The 22,843-nt window shown below is 68.2% G+C and carries 24 protein-coding genes and 1 tRNA gene; 12 read left to right on the top strand and 13 right to left on the bottom strand.

From position 1 onward, the window contains the following. Positions 1–3: 3 nt before the first annotated feature. Positions 4–1,320, bottom strand: coding sequence for a hypothetical protein (locus tag V9K99_RS11310; RefSeq protein ID WP_337003909.1), 1,317 nt, complete (start codon positions 1,318–1,320; stop codon positions 4–6). Between the two features lie 244 nt (positions 1,321–1,564). On the opposite strand from V9K99_RS11310, the gene V9K99_RS11305 reads away from it, so the two are divergent. Continuing rightward, entirely contained in the window at positions 1,565–2,056 is a 492-nt protein-coding gene (locus tag V9K99_RS11305) for a hypothetical protein (protein ID WP_337003907.1), read from the top strand. On the opposite strand, the gene V9K99_RS11300 is transcribed toward V9K99_RS11305, so the two are convergent. From V9K99_RS11300 to V9K99_RS11290, 3 genes are all read right to left on the bottom strand, one after another. Continuing rightward, positions 2,053–3,423: a TrpB-like pyridoxal phosphate-dependent enzyme gene (locus V9K99_RS11300; protein WP_337003905.1), complete on the bottom strand. Its 1,371-nt coding sequence runs from the start codon at positions 3,421–3,423 to the stop codon at positions 2,053–2,055. The genes V9K99_RS11305 and V9K99_RS11300 overlap by 4 nt on opposite strands. Before the next feature lie 79 nt (positions 3,424–3,502). Next, positions 3,503–4,537 carry an adenosine deaminase gene (locus tag V9K99_RS11295; RefSeq protein WP_337003903.1) on the bottom strand — a complete coding sequence of 345 codons (1,035 nt, stop codon included), beginning with the start codon at positions 4,535–4,537 and terminating at the stop codon, positions 3,503–3,505. An 84-nt stretch (positions 4,538–4,621) separates the two neighbouring features. Beyond that, positions 4,622–5,815 (bottom strand): pyridoxal phosphate-dependent aminotransferase, encoded by a 1,194-nt coding sequence (locus tag V9K99_RS11290; RefSeq protein WP_337003901.1) that lies wholly within the window; start codon positions 5,813–5,815, stop codon positions 4,622–4,624. 341 nt (positions 5,816–6,156) lie between these two features. On the opposite strand from V9K99_RS11290, the gene V9K99_RS11285 reads away from it, so the two are divergent. From V9K99_RS11285 to rplA, 5 genes are all read left to right on the top strand, one after another. Next, a tRNA-Trp gene (locus V9K99_RS11285) sits at positions 6,157–6,229 on the top strand. A gap of 55 nt (positions 6,230–6,284) precedes the next feature. Beyond that, positions 6,285–6,527, top strand: coding sequence for a preprotein translocase subunit SecE (gene secE / locus V9K99_RS11280; protein ID WP_020388149.1), 243 nt, complete (start codon positions 6,285–6,287; stop codon positions 6,525–6,527). Positions 6,528–6,893: 366 nt separating this feature from the next. Further along, positions 6,894–7,814, top strand: coding sequence for a transcription termination/antitermination protein NusG (gene nusG / locus V9K99_RS11275; RefSeq protein ID WP_442914730.1), 921 nt, complete (start codon positions 6,894–6,896; stop codon positions 7,812–7,814). A gap of 9 nt (positions 7,815–7,823) precedes the next feature. Next, the gene (rplK, locus tag V9K99_RS11270) at positions 7,824–8,255 is read left to right on the top strand and encodes a 50S ribosomal protein L11 (protein WP_337003897.1); all 432 of its coding nucleotides are present in this window, start codon (positions 7,824–7,826) and stop codon (positions 8,253–8,255) included. 116 nt (positions 8,256–8,371) lie between these two features. Next, positions 8,372–9,094 (top strand): 50S ribosomal protein L1, encoded by a 723-nt coding sequence (gene rplA / locus V9K99_RS11265; RefSeq protein ID WP_337003896.1) that lies wholly within the window; start codon positions 8,372–8,374, stop codon positions 9,092–9,094. A gap of 581 nt (positions 9,095–9,675) precedes the next feature. Here rplA and V9K99_RS11260 read toward each other — a convergent pair. Together V9K99_RS11260 and V9K99_RS11255 are read right to left on the bottom strand one after the other, a co-directional pair. Next, the gene (locus V9K99_RS11260) at positions 9,676–10,524 is read right to left on the bottom strand and encodes a methionyl-tRNA formyltransferase (RefSeq protein WP_337003894.1); all 849 of its coding nucleotides are present in this window, start codon (positions 10,522–10,524) and stop codon (positions 9,676–9,678) included. A gap of 5 nt (positions 10,525–10,529) precedes the next feature. Next, on the bottom strand, positions 10,530–11,573 hold the full coding sequence (locus V9K99_RS11255; protein ID WP_337003892.1) for an alpha-hydroxy acid oxidase: 1,044 nt from the start codon (positions 11,571–11,573) through the stop codon (positions 10,530–10,532). A gap of 271 nt (positions 11,574–11,844) precedes the next feature. Here V9K99_RS11255 and srmL point away from each other — a divergent pair, with 271 nt between their 5' ends. Beyond that, positions 11,845–12,963: a PheS-related mystery ligase SrmL gene (gene srmL, locus V9K99_RS11250; protein WP_337003890.1), complete on the top strand. Its 1,119-nt coding sequence runs from the start codon at positions 11,845–11,847 to the stop codon at positions 12,961–12,963. On the opposite strand, the gene V9K99_RS11245 is transcribed toward srmL, so the two are convergent. The 5 genes from V9K99_RS11245 to V9K99_RS11225 all read right to left on the bottom strand — a co-directional run bounded on the left by V9K99_RS11245 (position 12,960) and on the right by V9K99_RS11225 (position 18,256). Further along, complete coding sequence (locus V9K99_RS11245) at positions 12,960–13,442, bottom strand: hypothetical protein (RefSeq protein WP_337003888.1); 483 nt, start codon at positions 13,440–13,442, stop codon at positions 12,960–12,962. The two genes, srmL and V9K99_RS11245, sit on opposite strands and share 4 nt — an antisense overlap. A gap of 78 nt (positions 13,443–13,520) precedes the next feature. Continuing rightward, positions 13,521–14,708, bottom strand: coding sequence for a mandelate racemase/muconate lactonizing enzyme family protein (locus V9K99_RS11240; protein WP_337003886.1), 1,188 nt, complete (start codon positions 14,706–14,708; stop codon positions 13,521–13,523). Then, positions 14,705–15,343: a bifunctional 4-hydroxy-2-oxoglutarate aldolase/2-dehydro-3-deoxy-phosphogluconate aldolase gene (locus V9K99_RS11235; RefSeq protein ID WP_337003883.1), complete on the bottom strand. Its 639-nt coding sequence runs from the start codon at positions 15,341–15,343 to the stop codon at positions 14,705–14,707. Before V9K99_RS11235 ends, V9K99_RS11240 begins: the two co-directional genes overlap by 4 nt. An 11-nt stretch (positions 15,344–15,354) precedes the next feature. After that, positions 15,355–16,944, bottom strand: coding sequence for an N-acyl-D-amino-acid deacylase family protein (locus V9K99_RS11230; RefSeq protein WP_337003881.1), 1,590 nt, complete (start codon positions 16,942–16,944; stop codon positions 15,355–15,357). 1 nt (position 16,945) lies between these two features. After that, positions 16,946–18,256 carry an amino acid deaminase gene (locus V9K99_RS11225; protein ID WP_337003879.1) on the bottom strand — a complete coding sequence of 437 codons (1,311 nt, stop codon included), beginning with the start codon at positions 18,254–18,256 and terminating at the stop codon, positions 16,946–16,948. A gap of 144 nt (positions 18,257–18,400) precedes the next feature. Here V9K99_RS11225 and V9K99_RS11220 point away from each other — a divergent pair, with 144 nt between their 5' ends. From V9K99_RS11220 to V9K99_RS11200, 5 genes are all read left to right on the top strand, one after another. Beyond that, positions 18,401–19,417 carry a sugar kinase gene (locus V9K99_RS11220; protein WP_337003877.1) on the top strand — a complete coding sequence of 339 codons (1,017 nt, stop codon included), beginning with the start codon at positions 18,401–18,403 and terminating at the stop codon, positions 19,415–19,417. Then, complete coding sequence (locus V9K99_RS11215) at positions 19,414–20,148, top strand: IclR family transcriptional regulator (protein WP_337003875.1); 735 nt, start codon at positions 19,414–19,416, stop codon at positions 20,146–20,148. The genes V9K99_RS11220 and V9K99_RS11215 overlap by 4 nt, the downstream gene beginning before the upstream one ends. 14 nt (positions 20,149–20,162) lie before the next feature. Further along, positions 20,163–20,567, top strand: a complete 405-nt coding sequence (locus V9K99_RS11210) for a RidA family protein (protein WP_337003873.1) — start codon at positions 20,163–20,165, stop codon at positions 20,565–20,567. Between the two features lie 61 nt (positions 20,568–20,628). Further along, positions 20,629–20,898: a type II toxin-antitoxin system Phd/YefM family antitoxin gene (locus tag V9K99_RS11205; RefSeq protein ID WP_337003871.1), complete on the top strand. Its 270-nt coding sequence runs from the start codon at positions 20,629–20,631 to the stop codon at positions 20,896–20,898. After that, positions 20,888–21,358: a type II toxin-antitoxin system VapC family toxin gene (locus V9K99_RS11200; protein ID WP_337003869.1), complete on the top strand. Its 471-nt coding sequence runs from the start codon at positions 20,888–20,890 to the stop codon at positions 21,356–21,358. Before V9K99_RS11205 ends, V9K99_RS11200 begins: the two co-directional genes overlap by 11 nt. Here the strand turns inward: V9K99_RS11200 and V9K99_RS11195 are convergent. Continuing rightward, on the bottom strand, positions 21,315–21,914 hold the full coding sequence (locus V9K99_RS11195; RefSeq protein WP_337003867.1) for an SMI1/KNR4 family protein: 600 nt from the start codon (positions 21,912–21,914) through the stop codon (positions 21,315–21,317). The two genes, V9K99_RS11200 and V9K99_RS11195, sit on opposite strands and share 44 nt — an antisense overlap. Next, on the bottom strand, positions 21,911–22,771 hold the full coding sequence (locus V9K99_RS11190; protein WP_337003865.1) for a fumarylacetoacetate hydrolase family protein: 861 nt from the start codon (positions 22,769–22,771) through the stop codon (positions 21,911–21,913). Before V9K99_RS11190 ends, V9K99_RS11195 begins: the two co-directional genes overlap by 4 nt. Positions 22,772–22,843: the final 72 nt, after the last annotated feature.

The following is a 22,843-nucleotide window of genomic DNA, read 5'->3' as shown; positions in this document are numbered from 1 at the left end:
CACCTACTTGGTGGGAGTCGCCCGGCTGGCGGGATGACGAGTGAGGACGCGGATCGCGTCGTGCAGCGCGCGGGCGCTGGGATCGGTCGCGTACCGGCTCATCCGGGTGAGGGCGGCGACCTCGCTGATTCGGTGGATGAGGGGGCGGACTCGGTACTCGACCGGTGTGCTGAGGACTGCGGAGACTGCTTCGGTCGCGCCGTCGAGTTCACCGAGTTGCAGGTGGGCTTTGGCGAGTTGCAGCCGGACCATGCGTTCGGAGCCGAAGTTGCGGACCGCGTGCGGTGCCGCCTCGAACATCGCGACGCCGTGGTCGGCGTGCTTCAACGTCTCCGCCGCTTCGCCGAGTGCCAGATGTGCGTCGGACCAGATGCCCGCTGCGCGTTCCGGCGTACACAGGAAAGGGCCGCCGAGCTCGGGGACGTCGGTGCGGACCGTGGTGCGCTTGGCGATGGTCAGGGCCTCTCGGGCTTCGGCGTGCTGGCCCGAGCGGGCCAGATCCACTGCGGAGGCGCTGGCCAGGAACAGGGTTGAGCTGCCGCGGGCGTACTGCAGGCCGTCCTGTGCGTACGACGCCGCCCGGGCGAAGTCGTCCTGCCAGAACGCGGCCGTGTGCTGCGTGGCGCGGACCCAGGCGCGGAGGTCGTCGCGATCGGCGGCATCGGCGCAGGCCCAGGCGGTCCGGGTGTGGCTCTCGGCGACGTCCGGCCGGCCGAGGTCCACCGCCATCCAGCCGAGCATCGTGAGCGCCCAGCCGGCTGTGGCGTACAAGTCGCGGGTCTGGTTCGGTGGCTGGCGTCCGGAGAGCAGGCGGAAGGCACGGTCCCGTACGGCGCGACTGCGGATGAACAGGGCCTTGGTCGGCGTGCGCAGGTAGTTCTGGGTGATCCGCAGGATGTCCGCGTGCAACTGCTCGACGGTCAGCTCACCGACGTTCGACTCCTCGGCGAGAGCGAGCAGGGCGACCGACTCGTCGCCGGCCTGCACCAGGTCGTCCTCCAGACCGATCATCGAACTGGTGCCGGGCTCGGGGTCGATGGTGCCGGGTCCGCCCGGTGGGAGGAAGCCCAGCTCGCTGTCGTCGGCGACGTTCAGGACGAAGCGCAGGCCGGCGCGGTACGCCGCACCGGGCCAGCGGACGGCACCGCGTTCGAGCTTGGCGACGTAGTGCCCGTCCAGTTCGTACTTGGTCTCGGTCGTCTCCCACAGCCAGGCGCAGACCGCCTCCGCGAGCTCGGCCCGGGACATCTGCTCACCGGGTGCGCGCCGCGACGGCGTCCGCTCCCGAGCGGCTCGCAGCAGTTCGTTGGGCTCTGGCATGGCGGTAACTGTAGGTGCCCGAACACCGTCCGCGACCACGAAAACGGGGTCTGTGGATGATCTGCCCCAAGCTGCCCCGGAATGCCCCGACATGCCCCGAAATCCCCGCTGCGGAAGGGCTTTCCAGGACCACGGTGACCGGTGCAGACCGTCGTACCGGGGCAGATCGGTGCTGCGGAGGGGTTAGCTGAGCGTGAGCTAGTGGGGCATCGTGGGGCAGACCGGGGCAGATTAAGGTCTTCCAGTGGCCGAAGAAGCAGTGACGACGTTGCGGGCGGAGCTCGCGCATTTCGGGCGGGCCGAGGAAGGGTTTGCCTTGCTGGAGGTCTTCCTGGACGTGGCCCGACCCCGACTCGGACCTGTTGTCCTGGAGCCGGCCGGCCTGCGGTTGCCGGACGAGATGATTGACGACCGGCCGCTGGTGCAGGAGCTGATCGAGAAGCTGGCAGCAGAGTCGAGGGGTCGTGAGCGATCGTTCGACATGGAGGACGACCAGGCACGGTGGGACTACGTACGGTTGGCCTACTGCTCCAGTCAGGCGACCGTGTGGAGTGCTCGGCGGCGTACGACGTACTTCGAGGCCGCCGGCCACGTCACTGCGACGTACTGGTTGCCGGACAGCCTCAAAGCGCAGTACTTCGAGGCACTGAGCACCAGGGGGTGGGCCATCCCGGCGGACTGGCTGGCAGCTGTCGCCAAGCGGCCCAAACCCTGGTGGAAGCGCGGTGGGGGTTAGCTGACCACTGGTAGCCGGCTCAGGGCCTGTGCGACGGATGCCTGGATGTCGGCGTCGTCCCAGGCTCGGTCGGTCATGGTGCCGCTGAGGTAGGCGTCGTACGCGGCCAGGTCGAGGTGGCCGTGGCCGCAGAGGGCGGTGAGGATGACCTTCTCCTCGCCGGACTCCTTACAGCGCAGGGCTTCCTCGATAGCGGCGGCTAGCGCGTGCGTGGGCTCAGGCGCCGGCACGATGCCCTCGGTGCGGGCGAATTGCACGCCGGCCGCGAAGCACTCCGACTGCTGTTTGGCGACGGCCTCGATCTCACCGGTCTCGTAGAGGTGGCTGATGATCGGGCTCATGCCGTGGTACCGCAGCCCGCCGGCGTGGATCGGGTCCGGGACGAAGTCGTGGCCGAGGGTGTGCATCTTCATCAGCGGCGTCATCCCGATCGTGTCGCCGAAGTCGTACGCGTACGTACCCTGGGTCAGCGACGGGCACGCGGCCGGCTCGACCGCGCGGATGACGGGCGCCATCCGGCCGGCCCACTTCTCGCGGAGGAACGGGAAGGCGAGGCCGCCGAAGTTCGAGCCGCCGCCGGTGCAGCCGACGAGTAGATCCGGAGTCTCACCGACCATGGCGAGCTGGATCAGCGCCTCCTCGCCGATGATCGTCTGGTGCAGCAGCACATGGTTGAGCACCGAGCCGAGCGCGTAGTGCACCGTCTCGTCCTGTACGGCGGCCTCGACCGCCTCGCTGATCGCGATACCGAGTGATCCGGTGGAGTCGGGATCGCCGGCGAGGATCTTGCGACCCGCCTCGGTGAGGTCCGAGGGGCTCGGGTGCACGGTCGCGCCGAACACCTCCATCATGGTCCGGCGGTACGGCTTCTGGTCGTACGACGCCCGGACCTGCCACACCTCGCACTCCAGTCCGAATTGCGCACACGCGAAGGCGAGCGCCGTACCCCACTGGCCGGCACCTGTCTCGGTGGTGAGCTTCCGGACGCCGGACTTCGCGTTGTAGTAGGCCTGCGGTACGGCGGTGTTCGGCTTGTGCGACCCAGCCGGGGACACGCCCTCGTACTTGTAGTAGATCCGTGCTGGAGTGTCGAGCGCCTTCTCCAGCCGGTGCGCCCGGTAGAGCGGACTGGGCCGCCACAGCCGGTACACGTCGAGTACCTCGCCCGGGATGTCGACGTACTGGTCCTGCGACACCTCCTGCAGGATCAGATCCATCGGGAACAGCGGCGCCAGATCGTCCGGCCCCACCGGCTGTCCCGTCCCCGGGTGCAGCACCGGCGGCGGTGGCGTCGGCAGATCAAGCAGCACGTTGTACCAACGCGTCGGCAACTCGTCCTCAGGCAGCAAGATCTTCGTCGCGCTCATGCACGCAACGTAAGGCTCAGATCCTCCCCACGACAATGCCCTGCTCACCGATTGTGACGCGGTAGAGAACCTCCGACGGCTAAGCCAAGGCGGGGGCGTTGACGCCGAGCCAGTCGTCGATTTCGGTCAGGAGGCTCTTCTGTACGTCGGCCGGCGCGGTGGACGCCAGGACGGAGCCGCGAGCCAGGTCGGCGAGCTCCTCGTCGGTGAAGGCGTGGACTGTGCGGGCTGTCTCGTACTGCTCGGCCAGACGCGAGCCGAACAACAGGGGGTCGTCGGCACCCAGCGCGATCCGTGCACCGGCCTCGTACAGCTGCCGCAGGGGGACGTCCTCGGCACGGTGGTAGACGCCGAGGGAGACGTTGGAGGCCGGGCAGACCTCCAGTGCGACCTGTGCGTCGACCACACGCTTCAGGAGCTCGGGATCCTCGACGGCACGGACACCATGGCCGATGCGGCCGGCTCCGAGCTCGTCCAGACAGGTCCGGACGGTTGCCGGCCCACACAGCTCGCCACCATGCGGTGCTGCAAGCAGTCCGGCGTTGCGGGCGATCCGGAAGGCCGGCGCGAACTCAGACGTCGTACCGCGGCGCTCGTCGTTCGACAGTCCGAACCCGACCACACCACGTCCCACGTACTGCGAAGCGAGCCGAGCCAGCGTGCGTGCGTCGAGCGGATGGCGGGTGCGGTTGGCCGCGATCACCACCTGGACCGCGATCCCGGTCGACGCCGCCGCGTCCCGGGCCGCGTCCAGGACCAGATCGGTGAACTCGGTGATGCCGTGGAAGCGGTTCGCGTACCCGGACGGGTCCACCTGGATCTCGAGCCAGCGGGAGCCGTCGGCCCGGTCGTCCTCGGCCGCTTCCCGGACGAGGCGCCGTACGTCGTCCTCCGTGCGCAGCACCGACCGGGCGATGTCGTACAGCCGCTGGAACCGGAACCAGCCGCGCTCGTCGGCCGCGGAAAGGTCCGGCGGCCAGTCGGTGCGCAGCGCGTCGGGCAACCGGACGCCGTGCTTGTCCGCCAGCTCGACCAGCGTCAGGTGCCGCATCGAGCCCGAGAAGTGAAGATGCAGGTGCGCCTTCGGCAGCACCCGCAGATCCCGATGCGTCATTACAGAAGGTTACCGACGCACCGCGCCCGGACAGAAATCGGGCCGTCCACCCTGTGGATGGACGGCCCGTTCATCAAGCTCGGGTCAGCTCAGCAGCTTGGCGATCCGGCCGACGCCCTCGGCCAGGTCCGCGTCGCCGAGCGCGTACGACAGCCGCAGGTACCCGGGCGCACCGAACGCCTCACCCGGTACGACGGCCACCTCGGCCTCGTCCAGGATGATCTCGGCCAGCTCGGCCGACGAGTTCGGCGTCCGCCCGTTGATCTCCTTGCCGAGCACACCCTTGACCGACGGGTACGCGTAGAACGCGCCGGTCGGCTCCGGGCACTCGACGCCGGGGATCTCGTTCAGCAGCTTCACCATCGTCTGGCGGCGGCGGTCGAACGCCTTCTTCATCTCGTCGACCGCGCTCAGGTCGCCGGTCAGTGCGGCGATCGCGGCCCGCTGGGCGATGTTGCAGACGTTCGAGGTCTGGTGCGACTGCAGGTTCGTCGCGGCCTTGATCACGTCCTTGGGGCCGATCATCCAGCCGACCCGCCAGCCCGTCATCGCGTAGGTCTTGGCGACACCGTTCAGTACGACGGTCCGGTCCGCCAGCTCCGGTACGGCGACCGGGATCGACGTCGACGTCGTGTCGCCGTACGTCAGGTGCTCGTAGATCTCGTCGGTGACCACCCAGATGTCGTGCTCGAGCGCCCAGCGGCCGATCGCCTCGACCGCCTCCGGGCTGTCGACCGCGCCGGTCGGGTTCGACGGGGAGCAGAAGAGCAGCGCCTTGGTCTTCTCGGTCCGGGCCGCCTCCAGCTGCTCGACGGTGACCAGGTAGTTCTGGGTCTCGTCGGCGAGCACCTCGACCGGTACGCCGCCGGCCAGCTGGATGGCCTCCGGGTACGTCGTCCAGTACGGCGCCGGCAGCAGCACCTCGTCGCCCGGGTCGAGCAGCGTCGCGAACGTGTTGTAGACCGCATGCTTGCCGCCGTTGGTGACGAGCACCTGGGCCGCCTCGACCGCGTAGCCGGAGTCGCGCTTGGTCTTGTCGACGATCGCCTGCTTCAGCTCCGGCAGGCCGCCCGCGGGGCTGTAGCGGTGGTTCTTCGGATCGCGCGCGGCCTCGACGGCCGCGTCGACGATGTAGTCCGGCGTCGGGAAGTCCGGCTCACCGGCCCCGAACCCGATCACCGGGCGCCCGGCCGCCTTGAGCGCCTTCGCCTTGCTGTCGACCGCGAGCGTCGCCGACTCACTGATGGCGCCGATCCGCGCCGAAACCCTGGAACCCATGGCCCCCATCCTGGCACTGCCCGGGCGCCGCGCGTAGTCGGGGCCGGACCGCCAGGCCATCACATTCGGGAGATCCGTCCGCACCCAGGCGGGGACCGTCGCCGACGCCGCCCATTGCGATGGCCTGGCGGTCCGCGGGAACACGGTGGGGGTGTGGTCCGTTGGGACCGGGTGGAGGCTGTATGGTTCTGGTCGCGGTGCGACGCCCGGGAGGGGGTCGTGCGGGTAGGGCCTCAGTTCGACCAGGTGGCCCCGAACCCGTACACTCTTCTAGTCCGGGCGTTGGAGGCCCTGACTCGGCATGCCCGAGATCAGGTCCCGCGGCGTCCGGAGGATTGCAGAGGGCACTAGCTCAACTGGCAGAGCATCGGTCTCCAAAACCGAAGGTTGGGGGTTCAAGTCCCTCGTGCCCTGCAAATCCTGACCGGCGCAGGGCCGGTCAGGCCGCCGCTAGCGAAAGAGGTAGGTCGTGACGGAGACGCGCACCCCGGCACCGTCCGGCGCCGGCAAGCCTGCGGAGAGCAAGTCGGGCAACCGCCTGCTGCGCTTCTACCGCCAGGTGGTTGCCGAGCTCCGCAAGGTCGTCTGGCCGACTCGCAAGCAGCTCTCCACCTACTTCGTGGTCGTCCTGACCTTCGTGGTGTTCGTCATCGCGATCGTCTCGGTCCTCGACCTCGCCTTCGGCTGGGCGATGTTCAAGATCTTCGGCTGATAGTTCGCAGCTGCCCACGAACGCACTCGCCGGGGGTCCCGGGCCGCGGCCCGACCCGAAGCAGGGAACCAGACAAGACCCGATGCACAGATGACGGAGTACAACGTGTCCGAGCGCGACGACGAGGTCCTCGACTACGAGGACGAGTTCGACGTATCCGCTGACTCCGACGACGAGCTCGACCTGGACCTCGATCTCGACCTGGACGACTCCGACGACGACGATGATCTGTTCGCGGATCTCGACGAGGACGACGATGAGGACGACGACATCGAGATCGAAGACGACACCGAGGAGTACACCGCCGACGACGAGGCCGAGGAGGGCCCGGCCGACGCCGACGACTCCGACGACGAGCCCGTCGTAGTGGTCGCCGCCGCCGACGCCGCGGAGGCCGACGAGGTCGTGACCGCGTCCGACGTCGACGACGCCGCCGACGAACTGGCCGCCGAGACCGCCGAGACGGCAGTCGAGGACACCGAGGAAGAGCCGGCCGACGACGAGCTGGTCTTCTCCTCCGACGCCGGTACGACGGCCGCCGGGAGCGTGACCGCGGACGACGAGTCGGACGAGGACGAGGCCGACGACGCCGACATGGACACCTTCGCCGCCGCGCAGGCCGACGAGACTGCCGACGACGAAGCCGAAGCGGAGCCCGAGGAGCCGGGCGACCCGCTCGAGGAGCTGCGGAGCCGGCTGCGTTCGCAGATCGGCGACTGGTACGTCGTCCACACCTATTCGGGGATGGAGAACCGGGTCAAGGGCAACCTGGAGAACCGGATCAACTCCCTGAACATGGAGGACTACATCTTCGAGATCATCGTGCCGACCGAAGAGGTCGCCGAGATCAAGAACGGGCAGCGCCGGATGGTCAAGCGCACCGTGCTCCCCGGCTACGTGCTGGTCCGGATGGACCTCACCGACGAGTCCTGGTCGACCGTGCGGCACACGCCGTCGGTGACCGGCTTCGTCGGGAACAGCCAGAAGCCGGTTCCGCTCAGCCTCGAAGAGGTCGAGAAGATGCTCGCTCCGGCCGTCGTGGCGGCGGCCGAGGCGGCGGCTGCCGAAGCCGGCGCCGCACCGACCAAGACCGCGGCCAAGAAGAAGGTCGAGGTCGCGGACTTCGGTGTCGGCGACTCGGTCATGGTGGTCGACGGGCCGTTCGCGACCCTGCACGCCACGATCACGGAGATCAATGCCGACGCCCAGCGGATCAAGGCGCTGGTGGAGATCTTCGGCCGGGAGACCCCGGTGGAACTCAGCTTCAGCCAGATCCAGAAAGTCTAAGGACCCGAAATGCCTCCCAAGAAGAAGATCGCTGCCCTGGTCAAGGTGCAGCTCCAGGCCGGTGCCGCGACGCCGGCCCCGCCGGTCGGTACCGCGCTCGGTCCGCACGGCGTCAACATCATGGAGTTCTGCAAGGCGTACAACGCCCAGACGGAGTCCATGCGCGGCAACGTGGTTCCGGTCGAGATCACCATCTACGAAGACCGTTCCTTCACCTTCATCACCAAGACGCCGCCGGCGCCGGAGATGATCAAGAAGGCCGCCGGTCTGCAGAAGGGCTCGGCCGTCCCGCACAAGGACAAGGTCGGCAAGATCACCAAGGACCAGGTCCGCGAGATCGCCACCACCAAGATGCCGGACCTGAACGCCCGTGACATCGACGCCGCGATGAAGATCATCGAGGGCACCGCCCGCTCGATGGGCGTCACCGTCGACAAGTAGGACATCCACCCGGTTCACCCCGGTGGACCAGCAGTAGTGGAAGGGCGATGTGCTCGCCCGCCAGAGACCACAACCCGCGAACGATCGAGCGACCGTTCGCAACAGGAGAAAAAGAAATGGCACAGCGCAGCAAGGCTTACCGCACGATCGCGGAGAAGATCGACTTCGACCACCTGTACACGCCGCTCGAGGCGATTCGGCTGGCCAAGGAGGCCGCCGGCAGCAAGAAGTTCAACTCCACCGTGGACGTCGCGATGCGCCTCGGGGTCGACCCCCGCAAGGCCGACCAGATGGTGCGCGGCACCGTCAACCTTCCGCACGGTACTGGCAAGACGGCACGGGTCCTCGTCTTCGCCACCGGTGACAAGGCCGAGGCCGCCAAGGCAGCCGGCGCCGACTTCGTCGGCGACGACGACATGATCAAGAAGGTGACCGACGGCTGGCTCGACTTCGACGCCGTCGTCGCCACCCCCGACCTGATGGGCAAGGTCGGCCGGCTCGGCCGCGTCCTCGGCCCGCGCGGTCTGATGCCGAACCCGAAGACCGGCACGGTCACCCCGGACGTGGCCAAGGCCGTGACCGAGATCAAGGGCGGCAAGATCGAATTCCGGGTCGACCGGCACGCGAACCTGCACTTCATCATCGGCAAGGCTTCCTTCGACGAGGCCCAGCTGGTGGAGAACTACAGCGCCGCACTCGAGGAGATCCTCCGCCTCAAGCCCGCCAGCTCGAAGGGCCGCTACATCAAGAAGGCCGTCTTCTCGACCACGATGGGCCCGGGTGTCCAGGTTGACCCCAACCTCACCCGCAACCTCCTCGAAGAAAACGCCGACGCCTAACCGTCAACAGCACCGAAGGGGCCCCGGTCTTCCCGACCGGGGCCCCTTCGCATGCCCCACCTCCCCCACCCCGCCGAGCTCGACCTCAGCCCCCCACCCCCCGGCTGCACCTCCGCCCGGCGCGGAGGTGGCAGGCAGCGAGAAACCGAGCAGACCGGACAACCCGAGGCCGGGGAAGCCGCTTGGTCGGCAGCTCCACACTTTTAGCAGGGATGAGTTAGGCACCGGGCACCGTGGGCGACCGGGAAAGCTGCTCGGTCGATCGACCATGTCCGGGGCGTTCGCCTGGCGGGCTCCCAATTGTTGGGGGCGGTAGGCCGGAGACTGGGCAGCCCGTGGCCGGGCGGGGCAGTTGGTTGAGCGGCCGCACTGGATTGCTGGGGAGCGATGGGCCGGGTGACCGGGGGCAGCCTGAGGCCGCCTGGGGCAGTTGCTCGGCTGGCCGTCCGCGGCTGTCAGGGAGTGATGAGCCGGGAGACTAGGTAGTTCGGGGCTGCCCGGGGGAGGCCGGTCGGTTGGCGGGTGTTGGCTGGTTCGGGGGGACTTGGGTGGGCGGGAACTTGGGGCGGGAAGGGCTGTGCTTAGGGGGAGTGGCGGGTTAGGCGGAGGGGGAGGTCGGCGGTCTGGATGGTCCAACCGTCGTCGTGGAGCTCTAGGACGCTGCCTGGTGTGGCGGTTGGGTCGGGTGGGGCGGGGGCGGTTCGGGTGATTACGTGGGTTTGGCCGTTTAGGTGGATTTTGGCTGCGGGGGTTGTGACGTTGAGGGCTGCGGCTTTGCGGCGGATTAGTGCGCTCGGTTCGGTTAGGTCTAGTAGGTGCTCCGCTTCGGTGAAGAAAGGTGCCTCGGTTGCCTTGGCTGGGTCTTGGGGCTTGCCGGGGTCGCCGGTGATGAGGCGAGGGACGGCCTCGTCTAGGCATTCGCTGAGGAGGGTGCGCCAGGTTTGCATGATGCCGGTGCCGTTGAGATCGTCCGGTAGCGGCGCGATCCGTTGCGCGAGGATTGCTCCGGTGTCGAACTCGGATGCGGTCCTGTGCACGGTCGCGCCGACTCGCTCGTCGCCCTCGTAGATCAGCCGTTGCGGCGTCGGTCCGCGTCCGGCCGGCAACGGGGACGGGTGGCAGTTGATCGCGCCGTACTTGGGGATCTCGAGGATCTCTGCCGGGATCAGCCGCGGGAAGGCCGCCGAGATGATCACGTCCGGCCGCATCGCCTCGATCACCGGCGCCGCGACGGTCCGCAGCTTGCTGGTGATCAGCGCGTTGCTCCCGTCCGGCAGGTCGACCGCGAGCGGGGCGGAATCGCCGTACCGGTTGGTCCGCGGCAGCGTCACGACGAGGACGATTTCGTGTCCGTTCCGCTCGGCGAAATTGTGCAGGAGTTGGTAGCCCGGCAAGAACGCGTTCAGGGTGACGATCCGCAGTTTGTCCACCAGGATCAGTCCGCGAGGCGCCGGGTGACCAGGTCAGGGGTCAGGTCGGTGGGGCGTGGACAGCCGATCAGGCGGAGGGTGTGGTCGAGTTCGTCGCCCAGGTCGGTGAGCAGGCGGGTGACTCCGGCGGAGCCGCCGATGGTCAGGGCCCAGAGCGCTGGTCGCCCGACGAAGACGGCGCGGGCGCCGAGCGCGAGGGCGGCCAGGATGTGTTCACCGCGGCGGATGCCGCCGTCGACGTAGATCTCGGTATTCGTGCCCGCGAGCGCCTCCGCGACCTCCGGCAACGCATGCGCGGTTGGGATGGCGCCGTCGAGTTGGCGGCCGCCGTGGTTCGAGACGATCACGCCGGCGGCGCCCGCGTCCGCGCAGCGTTTGGCGTCGTCGCCGCGCAGCACGCCCTTCACCACCACCGGCAGCCCGGTGCGCTCGGCCAGCCAGCCGATCACGTCCGGACTCAGGTCGTCCGCCTTCGCCAGATCCTCGTCGACCCAATCGCCTTCGGGCAGATTCGCCAGCCACTGGCCGGGTTGCGCAAGCTCCCACACGGTCTGCCCGGTGTCCTCCTTGCGTCCGACCACTGGGGTGTCGACGGTCAGGACGACGGCTCGCGCCCCGCCTTCGACCGCAGTGTCCAGCATCTGTTTGGTGATCTCACGGTTCCGGACGATGTAGATCTGCAGCCACCACGGCACACCGGTCGCCCTGAGGTCGGCGAACGTCGTCCCGGCGTTGCTGGACACGCCGATCAGCGAGCCCGCCGCGCCTGCACCGGTCGCCATCGCGACATCGCCGTCCGGATCCGCCATCCGCTGCATCGTCGACGGCGCGACCAGCACCGGCAGGTCAACCGGAGTCCCGAGCACCGTCGTCCCCAACTCGACTGTGGACACGTCGGTCAGGACGCGGGGCCGGAACCGGTACGCCGACCAGGCCGCGACGGCCTCGCCCACACTGATCCCGCCGGCCGAGCCCTGCCGGTAGTACCGGTGCACGGCCTCGGGCAGCTTCTCGGCGGCCGCGGCTTCGAGTGTGTCGATCCATCGCATGCGCCCCATCGTTGCATCCGATTCAGCCTGCTGGGCAGGGAAGTCCGGAAGAGTGCCGGAAGAATGCCGACCGAGTGCACACTGAATTCCCTCCAGGTACAGCGGTGGAGACGGGTACAGTGGGTCGCATGACGCAGCACGCGCGGCGATTTCCGCGCCCCGGCCGGCACGACGGTGCCGACGGGGCGAGTCGCTGCTGCGCTCTCTCCTGAGGTGACCGCGGCCGACCGGGGTGGACCCCCGTCGAGACCGTCACCTTGGAGCGAAACCCATGTCTGTCCTTACCCGTGTTGAACTGCACGACGCCCTGGCCCTGCGCGACCTCACCGATCCGTCCCAGGGACCGCATGCCATCCAGCTGATCGTCGACTCGATCCGTACGGCGCTGGGCCACGCCTGGCCGTACACCGAGATCTGGACCAGGCGCGACCATCCCGTGGTCACGCTGGCCGACAACTATGACAACCTCGGATACGCCGGTGACGCGGTGACCCGTGAGGCCCGCTACACCCGCTACGCGTCAGAGGGCGAGGTACTGCGAAGTCACACGTCCGCGATGATTCCACCCGCACTACGGGAGCTGGCCGACTCGACATCGTCCGACGTACTGATGATCTGTGCGGGCATCTGCTACCGCCGTGACTCTGTCGACTGGCAGCACACCGGTACGCCGCACCAGCTCGACCTGTGGCGGATCAGCCGCAACGTCACCCTCGGAGTACCCGAGCTGGAGGACATGATCGCCCGGCTCGTAGACACTGTGCTGCCGGGTCAGACATACCGGACTGTGCCCGCAGTCCACCCCTACACGATCCATGGCCGCCAGATCGACGTACTGCTCGACGACCAGTGGATCGAGATCGGTGAGTGCGGTGTCGCCGCGCCACACGTACTTCGACAAGCCGGTCTGGATGCCAGCTGGACCGGTCTGGCCATGGGACCGGGGCTGGACCGCCTTCTCATGCTGCGCAAGGGCATTCGCGACATCCGGTTGCTCAGGTCAACAGATCCCCGGGTAGCGGACCAGATGCTCGACCTGGCGCCGTACAAGCCGGTGTCCTCGATGCCACCGGTCCGACGCGACCTCTCCGTCGTCGTTGACGCTTCTGCCGACGTGTCACCCGAGGTACTCGGTGACAAGGTCCGCAGTGCACTCGGCGACGACGCTGACGCCGCGGAGTCCCTCGAGGTCCTTGGTGAGACGCCGTACGACGACCTGCCGCCGGCTGCACGTGATCGCCTTCAGCTGACGCCCGGTCAGCGAAATGTACTGGTCAGACTGGTCCTCAGACCGGTGGACCGAACCCTCACGGACGCAGAGGCCAACGCACTACGCGACAAGGTCTACCGGGCGCTTCACGAAGGGCCTGTGCTCGAGCTGATCGGTTAGCCCTTCCGCAGCACGCGAGCGGCAAGCAGGAAGGCACACAGCGCCAGAGGCAGTTCCAGAACGACTGCCTCGGCCAGAGACAGCGTGTGGTCGAAGCCGGGCGCTGCTGTACTGACGTCGAACCAGGCGTCAGCAGTCAGCAGCGTCCCGGCGGCCGTCGCGGTCAGTGCGGCCCGCCTGTCGCGTGTGTGGAGCAGGTACGCCGTCAGCCCGGCAGCAACCGCGGTAGCGCAGTCGAGTCCGATCCAGGCAAGCTGCCAGTGGTGGGCCTGGTAGGTACTCGGCAGTGTCGCCGCGAGGATCAGGCACCAGGGGAGCAGCACTGCCGCGACACCGGCGGCGACGGCGGCGGCGAGACCACCGGGCGAGTGGCGTGGGCGGATCCGGCCGTCCAGCCGTCCCTCGGCAATGTAGTCGTCCAAAGCCTCCGCAACCCGGTCGTCGATCGCATCGCCGAGCTTGCCGTCGAGTGTCGCCATGTCCCCGAGGATTCCCGGCAACGTGGGGCCGGCGCATCCGGGAATCCCACCAACCAGTGCTGGGGCTGACCCCTGTCTTTACCGGCGAGTGATCCGGGTGATGGCATCCGGGAGGGTCGGGTTGAGCTGGATGCCGTGGCCGGCGGTGGTGGGGAGGATGACCTCACCGGAGACGAGTTCCGGGAGGCCTTCGACCAGGTCGGCGTACCAGGTGCGGATGAAAGACCGGGCGGTTTCCTGGATCAGGCCGTTGGGTTGGCTGCAGACCACGTGGGTGGCGACGGACAGGGAGACAGGGCCGGTGCAGTCGTGCGGGGCGATCGGGACCGAGTAGGCGTCGGCGAGGGAGGCGATTTTCACCGCCTCCGTGATGCCGCCGGTCCAGCCGATGTCGAGGGTTGCGACATCGACGGCGCCGCGCTGGAAGAGCGGCAGGAAGCCGCGGCGCCCGATGCAGGTCTCGCCGGTGGCGATCGGTACGTCGATCTCCGCGCGGAGGGCACCGAGTGCGTCAGCGGCGTCGGGGCGGAGCGGGTCCTCGATCCAGTACGGGCGGAACTCCGTCAGCGCCCGCGCGATCTTGGCGGCGGCGGTCCGGGTCCACAGGCCGTGCAACTCGATCATGAGGTCCATCTCGAGCCCGACCTCCGCGCGGATCGCCGCGACGATGTCCAGGCCGGCGGCGAGCGCCCGTGGCGAGATGTCGGTCCCGTTGCTCTCCTCGGCGGCCTGGTCGAACGGCCAGATCTTCATCCCGCGCGTGCCCTCGTCCCACAGTTCGCGGGCGAGCCGGGCGGGATGGTGCAGGAACGCGTACAGGTCCTCGTACTCGCCGCTATCCGCGGGCAGGCCCCAGTTCGAGGAGCTCTGCCGAGTCGTGGTGCTGACGTAGCGCCCACCAGCACACGTGTTGTACGTCCGGATGCGGTCCCGCACCGGTCCGCCGAGCAGCCGCGCCAACGGCAGGCCGGTGGTCTTGCCGATCAAGTCCCACAAGGCGATGTCGACGGCCCCGTTGCCGCGGAGTTCGGCGCCGGCGCCCTGATAGCCGACGTACGGCGTGAGCAGTGCAGCGACCTGTTGTGGTGCGGGATCATCCAGGCCGAGCAGCAGAGGTGCGACAGTCTCGTGGAGGTGTGTTTCCACGGCCGGTGCGCCGAAGAAGGACTCCCCGAGACCTGTCAGCCCGGTGTCGGTGTGCAGTCGGACGAAACACAGGTTCGACTGGATCCGGGGGCGGATGGTCTCGACCGCTGTCACCTTCACTGCAAGGCCTTGCAGAAGGTGGCTGCCTTCGCGGTGATCTCCTCCCACTTCCCCGCCGCGACATCGGTAGGCGAGACGACGTCCGTGCCCGCGCTGACCGCGAGAGCGCCGGCGGCGAGGAAGTCACGGGCGTTGCCGGCATTGACGCCGCCGGAGGGGATCAGCGGCACGCCAGGGAACGGGCCGTTCAGGTCCTTGAAGTACTTCGGACCGAGTTGGTGAGCCGGGAAGATCTTCACCGCGTCGGAACCCAGGGCGAGAGCAGTCATGACTTCGGACGGGGTAAACGCACCCAGCACGAAGGGGATCCCGGCGGCGCGGGCGGCGTCGGCGATCGCGGGCGCCTCGGGACCTTGGCCCGGTGTGACGAGGAACTGGGCACCGGCATCGATCGCCTGCTTCGCGTGTGCGCCGGTCTGTACCGTGCCTGCCCCGACCACCGCGCCGGTCTCGGCCGCGGTGGATGCCGCGCGCTCGAGATGCCTGGGGAGGTCCGGCGTGGTGTAGGTCAGCTCCACGACATGGATGCCGCCGGCAACCAGCGCCGCGCACAGGTCGCGAGCATCGGAGATCTCCGGCGCCCGGACCACGGTCAGGACGCGGTCCGTGCGAAGCAGATCCAAGGTCGTGCTCATGCAGAGTCCTTTCACAGGGAAACGCGGCGGACGGCGTGGCCGGGGAGGGCGTCGGTGCGGTGGCCTTCGTCGATCACGGGGACGCCATTGACGAGGACGTACGGGATGCCTTCGGCCTGTTGGCGGGGATCGTCGAAGGTGGCGGTGTCGCGGACGGTGGCGGGATCGAACAGGACGAGGTCGGCGTAGTACCCCTCCCGAACCAGCCCGCGATCCGTCAGCCGCAGGCGCTGGGCCGGGCGGCCGGTGAGGTGATGGATGCAGTCGGCGAGATCGAGTACGCCGAGGTCGCGGACGTACCGGCCGAGATAACGCGGGAACGTGCCCCACGAGCGCGGATGTGGTTTCGCCCCGACCAGGATCGCGTCCGAGCCGCCGGTGTGACTCGAGTGCCGCATGATCGTCCGGACGTTCTCCTCGTGCCCGACGTGCTGCAGGATCGAGGTCGCCAGGTTGTCGCGGATCAGCAGGTCGAAGAACACGTCGGCCGGCGCCGCGCCGGTCTCAAGGGCGATCGCGGCGATCGTCTTGCCCACAGCACTGTTCAGTGCCGGGTTCTTCACGCCACCGATCTCGATGGTGTGCCAGTCCGTCACACACCCGTGGCAACCGTCCGAGCCGATGTGCTCCAGTTCGTGCGCGATGCGATCGCGCGAGGCCGGATCCTGGAGCCTCGCCAGTTGCGCGTCCGGCCCGCCTTCGGCCGTCCAGCTCGGCAGGATCGCCGCCAGTGTCGTTGCCCCGGGCAAGTACGGGTAGGTGTCGGTGGTGACGTCGACCCCGTTCGCGACGGCCTTGTCGATCATCGCCACCAGGTCGGCGCCGCGACCGCGGTTCGGCTCGAAGTTCATCACCGCGTGGGTGAGGTGCAGGGCGCAGCCGGATCGACGGGCGATCTCGACCATCTCGGCGTACGCGTCCAAAGCGCCCTCGCCGTACGACCGCTGGTGCGGACTGTAGTAACCGCCGTAGGACGCAAGGACGGTGCACAGCTCGACCAGTTCGTCGGTGGTCGCGAACATGCCGGGGGTGTAGGTGAGGCCGCTGCTCATCCCGACCGCGCCCTGTTGCAGGCCCTCGGCGAGGAGGCGACTCATCTCGTCCAGCTCGGCGCGGGTGGCCGGGCGGTTCTCGGTGCCGACGACCATCATCCGCAGGGTGCCCTGAGGGATCAGGTACGCCGCGTTGCAGGCGATCCCCTGGTCGAGTCGGTCGAGGTACCCGCCGACGGTGGACCAGGTGAAGTCGAAGTCGTCGGGTTCGCCGTTCCAGCCGGCGATCTGGCGCCGGAGCGTGGATCGGGTCGGGTCGTCGATCGGCGCGAACGACAGGCCGTCCTGGCCGAGGACCTCCAGCGTGACGCCCTGGCTGACCTTCGCCGTGTGGTCCGGATTCGCCAGGATCTGCAGGTCGGAGTGCGCGTGCATGTCGATGAACCCGGGCGACAGCACCAGCCCGTCCGCGTCGATCGTACGGCGGCCGGACGGCAGCTCGTTGCCGATGGCCACGATCCGGCCGGCGTCGACCGCAACGTCGGCGACGAACCCGGGAGCGCCGGAGCCATCCAGTACGGTGGCGCTCTTGATCAGCAGGTCGGCCATGTCAGAAGAAGGTCCTGATCAGGTCGACGACGACGGGGTCGGCCGCATCCGGGTCGTCGACGACCGGGATCAGTCCCCACTTGTCGAACGCCGTACACGGGTGTGAAAGGCCGACTCTGAGCTCGTCGCCGATGACGACCGGGTCGCCGTCGAAGTGCAGATAGCCGTGCTGGTCGTTCAGCTTGGTGACTCTCATCCCGTCGGCCTTCAGTACCGGCTCGCCGTTGGACCGCGGCCGGATCAGCTGTGGTTCGGGCAGATCCTGGTCGAACGGCAGGTCACGTCGGCCGGCGTCGAAGATCGCCAGCCCGGGCTCGGGTTGCGAGGTGATCCGGACCCATCCGTGCATCGCGGAAACCAGTCGGTCCCCATCCGTCCGCGGCGTCTCACCGAGCGGCGAGAGCCGGCGATACATACCGTCGTCATGCGTGATGTACGCGCCCGATCGCAGTACGACGCGCGCCCCGTCCTCGCCGAGTGGCGCCAGGACCCGCGCGACGTCATCGAAGTACTGACTGCCTCCAGCGCTCACAACCGGTACGACGCCTGCGTCGTACAAACCCTTCTTCCGCAGGCTGGTGTGGATCCCGGCCAGCTCGCGCAGGTACGACCGCACCGTCTCGAGGTCGGCCTCGTCGACACCGTGGCCGATCGCACCCTCGTACCCGGCGACCCCGGCGAGGCGCAGCGTCGACGCGTCCGCGATCGCTTCGCCGACGGCCAGCGCGGTCTCGGCGTCGCGGGCGCCGGTCCGGCCGTCGAGTCCGCCGACCTCGACCAGTACGTCGAGTGGCCGTGCGTCCGGTCCGACGTACGCCGACCGGGCGGCCTCCATGATCTCGACGGTGCGGACCGAGTCGGCCCAGACCAGGACCTCGAACGTGGGGTCGGACGCGAGTTGATCAGCGATCCAGCGCAGTTGCAGCGGGGACACGATCGCGTTGGCGATCAGCACCCGGCTGACGCCGTACGCACGGGCGACGCCGAGCTGGAAGCCGTTCGCGAGGGTGATCGCCCAGGAGCCGGCCTCGAGCTGCATGGCCCAAAGGGCGGGGGCCATCGTCGTCTTGCCGTGTGGTGCCAGCTCGACGCCGTGGTTGGTGCACCAGCGAGCCAGGGTGTCCACGTTGTGCCGCATGCCGGGCGCGGACAGGGTCAGCAGGGGAGTGGGCAGCTGCGAGAGCCGGGGCTTGTCGGCCAGCACGTCGGCGACAGTCCGGCCCCAGAACGCGGGCGGTAGCGCCTTGTCCTGCCAGCTCACCTGCTGGTCGGCAAGAGCGGCGAGGGCGTCTGCATCGTAGGAGGCTGGCATCTGATCCTCTGCTGTTGGCTGAGATTGCAGAATACGCAACGATGATTGCGCATTCTGACTCCACGGTTGTAGCATCGCGCCGGAACCCGCGTCAACGAAACGTGTTCCACCCCCATCCCATCACTCACGCCCGGAGGAGTGCCGATGCCGGAGCCGGTTCCTGAGACACCACCCCGGCCGCGAGTGGTTTGTGTCGGCGAGGCGATGATCATGTTCGCCGGTGCCGCGGGCGGTCCGTTGGAGGACGTCGAGACGTTCCGGCGGTCCGTGGGTGGGGCCGAGTGCAATGTGGCCGGCGGGCTGGCGGCGCTGGGGATCGCGACCAGTTGGATCTCGCGCCTCGGTGACGACGGGTTCGGCCGGCACGTACTGCGTGATCTGCAGGACCGTGGCGTCGAGGTCGGCGGTGTGGAGGAGGACCTGGAGCGGCCCACCGGGCTGTACGTGAAGCACTCCATGGATGGTCGGTCGCGGATGCACTACTACCGCTCCGGCTCGGCCGCCTCGGCTATGGATCCGGCCTTCCTGGAGCGGCCCGCGATCCAGGCCCGGCTGAGGAGTGCGGAGTTGGTGCACACCACTGGCATCACCGCTGCCATCTCCACCACGGCCGCCGCGATGCTCGAGCGCCTGGCGGACCTGCGAGACACCTACGGCTTCAAGTTGAGTGTCGACCTGAACTGGCGTCCGGCGTTGTGGCGCGACAAGGACCCGGAGCCGCTCTGGCGGTTGCTGCGGGCGGCTGACGTCGTACTGATCGGTGCTGACGAGGCTCAGGTCTTTGCGGGGGCCAGTGACTCTGCTGAGCTGCGTGAGCTTCTCGGTCCGCGGTGCACGCTGGTGATGAAGAACGACGCGCATACTGCTCTGGTGCTGGAGCCGGACGGTCGTCGTACCGAGGTTCCGGCGCTCACTGTTGAGGTAGTCGAGCCTGTAGGCGCTGGTGACGCCTTCGCGGCTGGCTTCCTGGCTGGGACGTTGCAGGGGTTGCCGATGGAGCAGAGGCTGCGGTTGGGGCACCTGGGTGCTGCAGCGGTGCTGGCAGTGCCGGAGGACCATGCTGCGCCGTTGGACCCAGCTGTCCGTCAGACCCTGTTGAACTGCTCTGACGAGGAGTGGGCCGTCACACAGGTCGGTCCAGCGGGAGTGAAGTTGCCATGAGTCAGAGCCTTGCCAGGGCGCTGCAGATCCTGGCCAGTCTGGGGGAGGGCGACAGGTCGCTGGATCAGCTTGCGACGGAGCTCGACGTACACAAGACGACTGTGCTGCGGCTGCTGCGGACCATGGAGGCGGACAGGTTCGTACGACGTGACGAGTCGCACCGCTATCGGTTGGGGTCGCGACTGTTCGCTCTCGCGGATGCGGCTCGGGAGCAGCACGTCGTACGGGCTGTTGCAGCGCCCCACCTGCGACAGCTGAACCAGAAGACCGGACAGACCGTGCACCTCGCGGCGTGGGAGAACGGTGAGGTCATCTACATTGACAAGCTCGACAGTGTGCGGTCGGTGCGGATGTACTCGCAGGTCGGCGTACCGGCTGCACTGCATTGCACCGCTGTCGGCAAGGTGTTGCTGGCGGCTCAGCCGAAGCGGCAGCGGGAGGCGTTGCTGGCGTCGATCGACTACCACGCGTTCACGCCGCAGACGATCACCGACTCCGACGCGCTGCGGGATGAGCTGGATGACGTTCGGGCGCAGGGGTGGGCGCAGGACCGGGCTGAACACGAGTCCTTCATCAACTGCATCGGCGCACCGGTCACCGACCACGACGGCCGGGTCGTCGGGGCGGTGTCCGTCTCGGTGCCCGACGTACTGCTGAACTACGAGCAGGTGCTCGAGCTCCTGCCCGACCTGCTCGCCACTGCCAAGGCGATCAGTACTGACTACAACTGAGAGGTATGACCCTGATGTCCGACAAGACCGCCGTCTCCACCACCGACGCGCCCGCCCCGATGCCGGTGTACTCGCAGGGCGTGCGCAAGGGCAACATCCTGCAGGTGTCCGGCCAGGGATCTGTCGACCCGGCCACCGGCGAGTTCGTCTTCACCGATGACGTGAAGGGCCAGACCACCCGAGTCCTGCAGAACGTCGAGGCGATCCTGACGGCCGGCGGCGGAAGCTTCGACGACGTGGTGATGATGCGCGTCTACCTCACCACCCGCGACCACTTCGCCGCCATGAACGAGGCGTACGCCGAGTACCTCTCCACCCGCACCCCCAGCGGCGTCCTCCCCTCCCGCACCACCGTCTTCACCGGCCTCCCCCGCGAAGACATGCTGGTAGAAATAGACGCCCTCGCCGTCCTCAGCTAGAACGTCCGCCACATGGTGCTATGCGGTAGCACCATGTGGCACAGACGGCTATCCTGTTCACATGAGCGGGCAACCTGAGATCACCCAACGCGACCTGCGCACTCGGTCGAAGGAGATCATGGACGCCGTCCAGAACGGCCAGTCCTTCACCGTCACAAGGGATGGCCACCGCATCGGCGAGCTGATCCCGCTGCGCCGCCGGCGTCGGTTCGTCCCGCGTGACGAGTTCGCCGCCATGTCCCGCACTGCCCCCAAGATCTCATTGGAGAGCTTCCGGGCCGATCAGGACGCCTTCGCTGATCACCAGCTGGACGACCCGTATGCCCGGTGACCGCCGGCAGGGACTGCTCGACACGAACGTGGTGATCCTCCGGGAGGGGATCGACCCTGCCGAGCTGCCGGACGAGATGGCAATCACCGCCGTGACCTTGGCTGAACTGTCTGCAGGACCGCATCAGGTGCGTGGCAACGGCGAGCAGAACGAGTACGACGAGCACCTGGAGCGGGCGTTGCGGATGGACGTCCTTCAGCGTGCGGAGAACGAATTCGACCCGATCCCGTTCGGTGCCGACGCTGCCCGGATCTATGGGCGGATGTGCGCAGCTGTCGTCGCTGTCGGTCGGTCGCCGCGAGGTCGCGTCGCCGACCTGATGATCGCCAGCATCGCCGTCGCCGAGGGCCTGCCCCTGTTCACAGTCAATCCCGATGACTTCAAGGGTCTTGAGGAGTTCGTGGCCCTGATCCCGGTCACCCATCCGAACGGAAGGCCGGGACCAAGGGCTCATCGTTGACGGAGGTCTTGTCGGGGCCTCGGTCCCACCAGAGTTCTTGGTGGGTGGTGAGGTAGGGGTACCAGCCGTTGACAGCCGTTCCGGTGTGGAGGGACTGGACGATGGCTTCCAGGTATGCAGTGAGGTTGGGCCAGCTGTCGGTGAAGTCGGCGGTGCTGTCGTGGTAGGCCATGGCTAGGCGGCCGTGGGTTGGGCCGGGGCGTAAGTCGATGATCTGGAGGTCGCCGTCGGAGTCGGCCCAGGGGATCCAGGACGGGTGCCAGTAGGGCTCGGTGTTGGGTGGGTGGACGGTGAAGCCGTCGTAGTCGTCGGACAGCTCCATCCGGAGTTGCCAGTTGGCGGCGATCTCGGCTGCGCTGGACGGTGGCGCCTCGGGGAGGATGCTGGCCCACGCGGTCAGGCCGTTGTGGCAGCGGAGGGACTCGACGAGTTCAGGTGGCAACGCCATCACGGACAGGTCCGCATCGGTGGCGGGTGGCGCGAGTACGGCGTGAGTCGCGGGCGCGTGCCGGGCCAGCCACTGGTCGATGGACGCCCAGGACTCGGTGATCGTCATCGGCCGGCGATCACCGGGTTGCTCAGCACGCCGACGCCGGGGATGCGGCACTCGGCCACGTCACCGGGATTGATGTGCACCGCGCCCGGCGTACCGGTGGAGATGATGTCGCCGGGGAAGAGCGGCATCACCTTGCTGTGGAAGCTGACCAGGAATGCCGGGCTGAACGCCATGTTCGACACCGTGTTGCTCCGGTGCACCGATCCGTTGATGACCGTCGACACCTCCACCGCGTCGAGCGAACCCCAGTGCGCGAGTACGGCGTCCAGCCCGGTGATCCACGGTCCGAACGAGAAGAAACCGGGGAAGTTCTTCGACCTGGTCAGGAACCGCGGATTGCGCTCCAGGATGTCCTCGGCCGTCTGGTCCAGCACCGGCACCACGCCGTACACGTAGTCGAGCGCCTCGTCCTCCTCGACCTGGTAGCACTCGCGCCCGATCACCAGCCCGAGCTCGGCCTCGGCCGTGGTCCGGGTGCTCTGCGACGGCACCGGGATCGGATCGCCCGGCCCGATGATCGTGTGGTCGCCCTTCATGAACGAGGCCGGCTCGGTCGGCACGTTCTCGGACAGGTCGCCGGCGTGCTCGAGATAGTTCAGCCCGATCCCCCACAGCTTCCGGGGATGCCGGTACGGCGCTCCGACCTCGGCCGAACCGTGGAACACCTCAGCCGGCGCGCCCTCCGCCGCGGGGGCCAGTTCGCGCAGCGTCATCCGGCCGAACAACGCCGGCAGATCGCCGTCGAACCCGGGAACTAGGTCGGCGATCCGCACCACCCCGCGATCGGGAACCAGCACCACCGGCACCTCGTTGCTGCCAGCAACCTTCGCGGATCCCACCTGGACCGGACCGGACATGGTGCTCCCAACGTGATCGGCACGACGTCCGGTCAGCCTAGGGGCCGGGGTGTCCACTCAGTGAGAGTCCGG

Source organism: Kribbella sp. CCNWLW201, assembly GCF_037203805.1.
Classification (GTDB): domain Bacteria; phylum Actinomycetota; class Actinomycetes; order Propionibacteriales; family Kribbellaceae; genus Kribbella.
This window is presented reverse-complemented; position numbering and strand designations above follow the sequence as displayed.